This window comes from Roseateles sp. (genome assembly GCF_039929605.1).
Classification (GTDB): Bacteria; Pseudomonadota; Gammaproteobacteria; order Burkholderiales; family Burkholderiaceae_C; genus Pelomonas.
Genome location: NZ_JBDSQX010000166.1, coordinates 71,903 through 79,692 on the forward strand (window position 1 = coordinate 71,903; position 7,790 = coordinate 79,692).

9 protein-coding genes are annotated in these 7,790 nt (G+C 65.5%); 8 read left to right on the forward strand and 1 reads right to left on the reverse strand.

Features of this window, described 5'->3' with window-relative positions:
• Positions 1 to 73: 73 nt before the first annotated feature.
• Positions 74 to 259 carry a hypothetical protein gene (locus tag ABIS05_RS22600; RefSeq protein WP_348013004.1) on the reverse strand — a complete coding sequence of 62 codons (186 nt, stop codon included), beginning with the start codon at positions 257 to 259 and terminating at the stop codon, positions 74 to 76.
• Here ABIS05_RS22600 and ABIS05_RS22605 point away from each other — a divergent pair.
• The 8 genes from ABIS05_RS22605 to ABIS05_RS22640 all read left to right on the forward strand — a co-directional run.
• Entirely contained in the window at positions 258 to 2,216 is a 1,959-nt protein-coding gene (locus tag ABIS05_RS22605) for a VirB4 family type IV secretion/conjugal transfer ATPase (protein WP_348013005.1), read from the forward strand. The genes ABIS05_RS22600 and ABIS05_RS22605 overlap by 2 nt on opposite strands.
• Positions 2,213 to 2,620 (forward strand): hypothetical protein, encoded by a 408-nt coding sequence (locus tag ABIS05_RS22610; RefSeq protein WP_348013006.1) that lies wholly within the window; start codon positions 2,213 to 2,215, stop codon positions 2,618 to 2,620. The genes ABIS05_RS22605 and ABIS05_RS22610 overlap by 4 nt, the downstream gene beginning before the upstream one ends.
• A 14-nt stretch (positions 2,621 to 2,634) precedes the next feature.
• Positions 2,635 to 3,714 carry a type IV secretion system protein gene (locus ABIS05_RS22615; protein ID WP_348013007.1) on the forward strand — a complete coding sequence of 360 codons (1,080 nt, stop codon included), beginning with the start codon at positions 2,635 to 2,637 and terminating at the stop codon, positions 3,712 to 3,714.
• A 36-nt stretch (positions 3,715 to 3,750) separates the two neighbouring features.
• Complete coding sequence (locus ABIS05_RS22620) at positions 3,751 to 4,023, forward strand: type IV secretion system protein (protein ID WP_348013008.1); 273 nt, start codon at positions 3,751 to 3,753, stop codon at positions 4,021 to 4,023.
• Between the two features lie 144 nt (positions 4,024 to 4,167).
• Complete coding sequence (locus ABIS05_RS22625; protein ID WP_348013009.1) at positions 4,168 to 4,941, forward strand: type IV secretion system protein; 774 nt, start codon at positions 4,168 to 4,170, stop codon at positions 4,939 to 4,941.
• Positions 4,938 to 5,858: a TrbG/VirB9 family P-type conjugative transfer protein gene (locus ABIS05_RS22630; protein WP_348013010.1), complete on the forward strand. Its 921-nt coding sequence runs from the start codon at positions 4,938 to 4,940 to the stop codon at positions 5,856 to 5,858. The genes ABIS05_RS22625 and ABIS05_RS22630 overlap by 4 nt, the downstream gene beginning before the upstream one ends.
• Complete coding sequence (gene virB10 / locus ABIS05_RS22635; protein ID WP_348013011.1) at positions 5,855 to 7,297, forward strand: type IV secretion system protein VirB10; 1,443 nt, start codon at positions 5,855 to 5,857, stop codon at positions 7,295 to 7,297. Before ABIS05_RS22630 ends, virB10 begins: the two co-directional genes overlap by 4 nt.
• Positions 7,294 to 7,790: ATPase, T2SS/T4P/T4SS family (locus ABIS05_RS22640; RefSeq protein WP_348013012.1), on the forward strand; the 497-nt coding region annotated here is incomplete at its 3' end. The genes virB10 and ABIS05_RS22640, both read left to right, overlap by 4 nt.

Here is a 7,790-nt window from a genome sequence, read left to right on the forward strand (position 1 = left end):
TTGTCTCACTGCGTTCATTCGTTCGTGGAGCGCCACAGACCATGGTCTGCGGCGCCGTGCTGCATACCGAGGCTTACCAGCGATAGCCAGCGCGAACGTGCCAACGGCGGCCCTGCAGGTCGTAAGTCATCGTGTCCGTATTGGCGTCTGTATACGACTGGATGAACGGGGGCTTCTTGTCGAACAGGTTGTCGACGCCGACCGCGAAGTCGACCTGCTTGTTGAAGGCGTACTTCACCTGCGCCGAGTGATAGGTCATGGAAGAGCGAACGGCCCTGGTCGGCCGAGTGCTGCGCGGCTTCGGCCCCCAACTGTTGGGAACGCGTGAACAGCGCGGGCGAGCTTACTCCGAGGTGGCCGAGTTTCTCGGCTACCTGGTCAACGGTTCCTGGCGGCCGATCCCGACAAAGGCGGGGCCGCTGTACAGAACGCTGCCGACCACACGCTTGTCCTTCGGCGGCGACAAGCTCGAACTGCGCCAGGGCGACCAGCGTCGCTACGCCGCCCTGGTCGACATCAAGGAATACGCGGACGCGGTCGAGCCCGGCATCCTCAACTCGCTGCTCTACGAGGCCAGCGAGTTCATCGAGACGCAGAGCTTCTCGATCCTGCCGCGCCGCGAAGCCATGCGTTCACTGGAGCTGCAGCGCGACCAGTTGATCGCCAGCGACGATGTGGTGGCCAGCCAGGTCGCCGAGATGGACGTGGCGATGAACGAACTCGGCGATGGCCAGTTCTGCATGGGCGAGTACCACTACAGCCTGGTCGTCTTTGGCGAAGACGTGGCCGATGCCGGTCGGCGTGCGGCGCAGGCCATCGGCGCCGTCGGCGAAGCGTCCAGCCTGCAGATGTCACCGGTAGACCTGGTGGCCGACGCCGCGTGGTTCGCGCAAATGCCGGGCAACTGGCAATGGCGGCCCCGCGATGCCAAGCTCAGCTCGCGTGCCTTTGCGGCGCTGTCCAGCGGCCACAACTTCGCACGCGGCAAGCGTGACGGCAACCCCTGGGGTGAGGCGCTGGCCTTGCTGCGCACGCCATCAGGCCAGCCCTTTTACCTGAACCTGCACAGCAGCCCGGAAGGCGAGGACTCGGACGCCAAAAAGCTGCCGGGCAACACGCTGATCATCGGCTCGACCGGTGTGGGCAAGACAACGCTGGAGATGTTCCTGCTGACGCTAACGCGCAAGTGGGACCCGGCGCCGCGCCTCGTGCTCTTCGACCTCGACCGTGGCTGCGAGATCGCAATCCGCGCCCTGGGTGGCCGCTACTTCACGCTCGAAGCCGGCAAGCCCACGGGATGCAACCCGCTGCAGCGCGATCCGACCCCGGCGCGCATCCAGTTCTGGGAGCACCTGATCCGCACCTGCATTGCAACGACGGCCATACCGCTGCTGCCTGCCGACGAGCGCGCCATCGCTGATGCCGTGAAGGCCGTGGCAATGATGCCGGCACAGTTGCGCCGCTTCTCGACCGTGCGGCAGAACCTGCCCAAGGCGGGCGAAAACAGTCTCTTCGAACGGCTCGGGCGCTGGTGCCAGGGTGGCGCACTGGGATGGGTGTTTGACCAGGCGGACGACCGCTTGCTCGACTTGCACGCGGCCAGCGTCATCGGCTTCGACACCACCGAGTTCCTCGACCTGCCCGAGGTCCGCACGCCGGTGATGATGTACCTACTCCAGGTCATGGAAGAACTGGTCAACGGCGAGCGATTGATCTACGTGATCTCCGAGTTCTGGAAGGCGCTGGACCACGAGATCTTCAGCGACTTCGCCAAGCAAAAGCAGAAGACGATCCGCAAGCAGAACGGCCTGGGCATTTTCGACACCCAGAGCCCGTCCGACGTGCTGCGCCACCCCATCGGTCGCACGATGGTCGAGCAGAGCGTGACCAAGATCTTCCTCGCCAACCCTGAAGCGGTGCGCGAGGAGTACGTTGACGGCTTCGGGCTGACGCAGGCCGAGTTCGACATCGTGCGCAGCCTCGGCGCACAGGGCGGCCGGCGCTTCCTGGTCAAGCAGGGCCACGCCAGCGCGATCTGCGAACTGGACCTCGCCGGGCTTGAGGACTTCATCACCGTGCTTTCGGCCACCACCGACAACGTGGCCCTGCTCGATGCGGTCCGCGAACGGCATGGCAACGATCCGTTTCAGTGGCTTCCCGTGCTCCTTCGTGAGGTTCAGGATCGCAGGTTTCGTAGCTCCAGGAGAGCCGCATGAACGCTGTTCGTCACATCCTCGCGCTGGCCGCGATGGCACTCGCTGCCACCACGGCCACTGCCCAGTTTGTCAAGGGCAACGAGGCCGTCAAGGTGATGCCCGACGGGAGCAAGAAGGTGGAGACGCCGCAGCTGCCGACCGCATCGCTCGGAGCCCCTTGTCCGGCGGCGAAGTCAGGTTGCGCGGGCGGCGGCTGGAAGATGCTCGAGAGTCAAGCCGGGCTCGTTGAGTGCACCGAAGTCTTCGCCCGGCCACGGACCTGCCGAGAGTCCACCTACGGCACAGAGAAGCGATCACGGGTCTGGATCGTGAAGATCAAAGGAGAGTGGACGCAGTGCGAGCGGCCGGACATCTCCGGCAAGTGCATCAGCCTCAAGGGCTTTCCGATCAGCGCAGTTCAGTAGAGAGGAGAGAAGCAATGTTCGCCTGGGTTGGTTCTCAGTTCGATGCTGTCCTGAACACCTATGTGCTCGGAGTCGTGACCGCACTGATGGCGGGCATCGCCCCCATTGCGCTGACCGCGATGACTCTCTGGGTCACGCTGTACGGCTGGGCCGTCTTGCGCAACGAAGTGTCGGAGACCGTACCGACCTTCCTTTGGAAGGTGTTCAAGATCGGACTGGTCCTCGCGCTCGCACTGCAATCCGGGTTCTACATCTCCAACGTGTCCGACTCAGCCAACGCACTGGCAACTGGTGTTGCAACCACGTTCTTACCTGCAGCAGCGGACCCGATGGCGATCACCTCGCCTTATGTGTTGCTGGACAACTTCAACGACAAGGCCAGCAAGCTGGTAATCGACCTGTTGAAGGAAGCCGGAATCATGCGGCTTGATCTTCTGTTCGCAGCGGTCCTCTGCTCCATCGGCAACGTCGTCTTCCTTTGCATTGCCCTGTTCGTCGTGACGCTGGCAAAGCTCTTCCTGACCTTCGTGATCGCCATCGGTCCACTGTTCGTCCTGTGTCTCGCTTGGCGCCCGACAGCCCGGTTCTTCGACAGCTGGCTCTCGATGGTCCTGAATGCCGTCGTGCTGACCTGGTTCGCATTCTTCGCGCTGGGCCTGAGCGCCTTCATGGGCGACGCGCTCGTGCAGGCCGTCCAGGTCAACGGCGGCTTCCTCGGCCCAACCTTCAACGTCGTCGGTGAGTCCCTGAAGTACTGCGTAGTAATGATCCTCATGGCCATCATCTGCTTCCAAGCCCCGAGCCTTGCCTCCGCACTCACCGGCGGCGCCGCTGTCCAGCAAGGCATCCAGATGATCCAGAGCGCCATGATGGTCGCGGGTCTGCGTTCGGCGTCCTCCGGACGGGGAGCAGGCGCCCCAGGCGCAGCAGGCGGCGTCGTTCGGCCCGGTGCCGGCCTGCCGTATGCGGCGGGCCAAGCAGCGGGCGCGGCAGCCATGGCTACGGGCCGGGCTGCTGGAACCGTGGCTACTGGTGCGCGTGCCGCGATACGCACCGCTGCCTACAAGCTCGCCGCCATGCGCGGCCGGACGTAGACGTCGACCACCGTCAATCAACTCAGGAGCGAAACCATGCAACGTTTCAAGTTCGCCGCCGCAGTTCTTATCGCCATCAGCGCCAATGGCGCCCGCGCGCAGGGCATCCCGGTCATCGATGTTGCCAACCTGGTCCAGACCATCCAACAAGTGCTCGATGGCATCACGCAGATCAACAACCAGGTCCAGCAGATCAACCAGCTGCAAAGCCAGATCAACAGCATCAACGGCATCCGCAACCTGGGCAACGTCTTCAACAATCCCTTGCTGAGGAACTACGTCCCATGGCCGACAGCGAGGAGCGCATAGCCCGTTCGCGCGAGCGGGAGCGCCAGTACCAGATGCTCACTCGCACGGGCAAGGTGGCTGACTACCTTCCCTGATCCCCGATCCCTGAACTGCTGCGCCCAATACCGCCCGAAGGCCACGCGCAGCGCAACCGAGGACTCCCCCATGAGTGCCGTCCTGACGCCAGGAAGAGCCGCTGCATTGCCTGATCGCTCCCGAGACCCTGGCAGGGCAGCTGCCGAAACGACAACCATCGACGCCAACCGCGTGTGGGAAATCGACCGCGCGCTGATGCTCGAACGCTCCGAGCACCGTGCGTGGTGGGTGGCCATCGCGGGGCTCGTGCTAGGCCTGATCGGCATCGCAGCGGTGTTCGTGCAGGGCCCGCTGCGGCGCGTGGTGGAGATCCCTATCGTCGTTGATCGCGTCACCGGCGAGACCACCGTCCAGCAGCGGCTGAGCGTCGAGACCATCCCGCCGATGGAAGCACTCGACAAACACAACCTCGCCAACTTTGTGCGCGCCCGTGAGGGCTACAGCTGGATGTTCCTTCAGCGCGACTATGAGCAGGTGGCCCGTATGGCGGTGCCGGCGGTCTTCGCCGACTACAACCGGCAATTCGAAGGCGATGGCGCGCTGCAGAAGAAGATCGGCGCTACCGAGGACTGGCGCATCAACGTCATCGGCGTGCGGCTGGCCGCATCTGGCCGTGCTGGCAACAAGGGCGAGGCCACCGTCACCTACGACAAGGTGGTGCGCCTCACCGACCGCAACCGCCCCGAGGTCACGACGCGGCACGTCGCCAGCATCGTCTACCAGTACCAGCCCAAGGTGCTGGCCAAGGAGCGCGATCGGGTCGAGAACCCGTTCGGATTCGTCGTCACCGCGTACCGGTCCGATCCCGAGATCAATACGGCGGCGCCGGGGGCCAAGCCATGAAGGCCGCGGCTTGGTTTACGGCTACTGGTTGCATGGCAATCTGCGCTGCTGCAGCAGCAGCGCCGGAGCCGACTGACCCGCGCCTGCGCGAGGTGATCTACGACCCACGCGCCGTGGTCACGGTGCCGGTCAAGCGCGGTGTCGTGACCCTGGTGGTGCTCGACGCCGATGAGTCCATCACCGAAGTAGCAGCCGGCCTGGGTGGTGACTGTGCCAAGGCGGAATCCGCCTGGTGCGTCGCGGCTCAGCCCGGCGGCCGGAACCTGTTCGTCAAGGCCAAGAGTTCGGCCAACGCCGCGAACAACCTGGCTGTCGTCACCGACCGTCGAACGCATGCCTTGCGCTTCATCGTGCTGGCTGATGACGATCCCAAGCCACCGGTTTACCGGCTCGTGGTCAAGGCGCCGGTCCGAGCGGCGCCAGCGCCACGCCTTGCCTTACGCGATAGGGCACCTCTGGTCGCGCTGCGAACGGTGCCTCAGCGCCCATCGCCGCAGCAAGTCGTCGCCGAGCGGCTGCAGGCCAAGCCGCAGGTGATGAACACCCAGTACTCGCTTGCCGAAGGCGCCGGCTCGCAAGACATCGTGCCGACGTTGGTCTTCGACGACGGCCGCTTCACCTACCTGCGCTTCCGCGGCAACCGCGAGGTGCCGGCCGTGTTCCATGTGCTGGGCGATGGCAGCGAAACGCTGGTCAACGCCCGCATGGAAGACGACCTGCTCGTGGTAGACCGCGTCAGCCGGCGGCTGATGCTGCGCGCGGGTACTGCTGTCGTGGGCCTGTGGAACGAGGTCTTCGACCTAGACGGAAAGCCGCCGGGCGACGGCACGACGGTCCCCGGCGTTCAGCGCGTTCTCAAAGCGAGGGTCAGTGGCACCACCGGACCTACGGATGCGGACAAGGGAGGCACACCATGACCCCCGGACCAAACGAGCAGCGCGGCGGCGACCCCAAGCTGGCCGGCGATCACGAGGCGGACGGCAGCAAGCTCGCGCCACTGCCAGGCGAGCCCGGCATCCCCAACGTCGCGACCCGGCAGCGCATGGCGATGTCGATGAAGGGGCTGCTGGCCGTGGTGCTATGCATCGGCTCCCTGGTCGTCGTCGCCGGGGTCGCGATCCACAGCTTCGTGTTCACCGGCAAGAAGTCCGACGAGGCTGAATCGAAGCAGGTGCGCGACAAGCCCGCCGCCGCCACGGCCGAGCCACGCAGGCTTGATATGCCGCCCGCGCCGACCGCCAGCGCGGCGGCTGCGACCGCGCCGCGCATCCCGGCACTGACTCCCACAGCCGACGAGCTGGCGGAGCCGATCGGCGTCAGGCGCACCGGAACGGGCGCACCTGCGACGGGTGGCCCGAAGGTGGCACCACCGGAGGATGCCCCCATCTTGCTGGTCACCACCCGGCCGGGCGCAATCCCCGCGCGGGGCGCCCCCAACCAATGGGCGGATGGATCGGCGCCCTCCGTCGATGGAATGGCCACACCGGAGCTTGCCGATCCGAACGATCCCATCGCAGCGACATCGCGCAACCTGCAGGGCTATCAGCGCCAGCTGCAGGCGATGCTCGACAACCTGACCAAGACCGCTGCGCTGGCGAACGGCCAGACCACCGGCGCCATGCCTTCAGGGGCGCTACTCGGCGGGCCCCCGATTGCAGGCACCGCACCCACTGGTGGGCCTCCCGCCGGTAGTGGACTGTTCGGCGGGCAGCTTCAGGGATCCGCAACCCCCAAGGTGACGGCTTCGATGCTCGGCAACCGCAGCCTCACGCTGCCCAAGGGCACAGCCTTCACCTGCGCACTCAAGACCAAGGTCATCAGCGCCGCCTCCGGCCTGGTCGGCTGCCAGGTGCAGCGCAACGTCTTCAGCGACGACGGCCGTGTGATGTTGATCGAGCGCGGCTCGCACCTTGACGGCGAATACCGCATCGCCTCGGTCCGACCAGGCACCGTGCGCATCCCAGTGCTCTGGACCCGCATCCGCACGCCGCTGGGCGTAACGGTGGACATTGACTCACCCGGCACCGGACAGCTCGGCGAATCCGGCATCGACGGCTACGTCGACAACCGCTGGGGCGAGCGCATCGGCGCCGCCATGCTGCTTTCGCTGATCGACGACTCGGTGAAGCTGGTCATCCAGAACCAGAGCAACGACACACAGTCCAACACCGTCGTGCTGCCGTCCACCACGGCCAACACCAGCAAGCTGGCCGAGAAGGTGCTCGACAGCACCATCAACATCCCGCCGCTGATCTACCAGAACCAAGGCGGCATCGTCGGCATCTACGTCGCCCGTGACGTGGACTTCTCGGGAGTGTACGAGCTGATGCCGGTGGCGAGGGAGACGCCGCGATGACGCCCAGGGCATCGAACACGCCGCAGTTGGACCTGTTCGGCGCCGCCGGCGGAGGGTGGCAGGGCGACGCGACGTCGGTGGTCGAGTTTCTTCGGCCCCTGCGCGAGCAGCTCGACGCGCCGGGCGTGCTTGAAGTCTGCGTGAACCGGCCCGGCGAACTGATAGTCGAGACCGTGAGTGGCTGGCAGACCGTGCTGACACCGGAGATGACCCAGGAGCGCTGCATGTCGCTGGCAACTGCTGTGGCCACCTTCTGCGACCAGCAGATCAACCAAGAGCGCCCGCTGCTGTCAGCGACGCTGCCCAGCGGCGAACGCATCCAGTTCGTCATTCCGCCCGCCGTCACGCGCGGCACGGTGTCGATCACGGTGCGCAAGCCGTCGAACCTGATCAAGCGACTGCATGACTTTGAGCGCGACGGACTCTTCGAGCGCACTGCGACTGTCAGCCACGCTCCGTCGAGCGATCTTCTGCCCTTCGAGCACGAACTGAC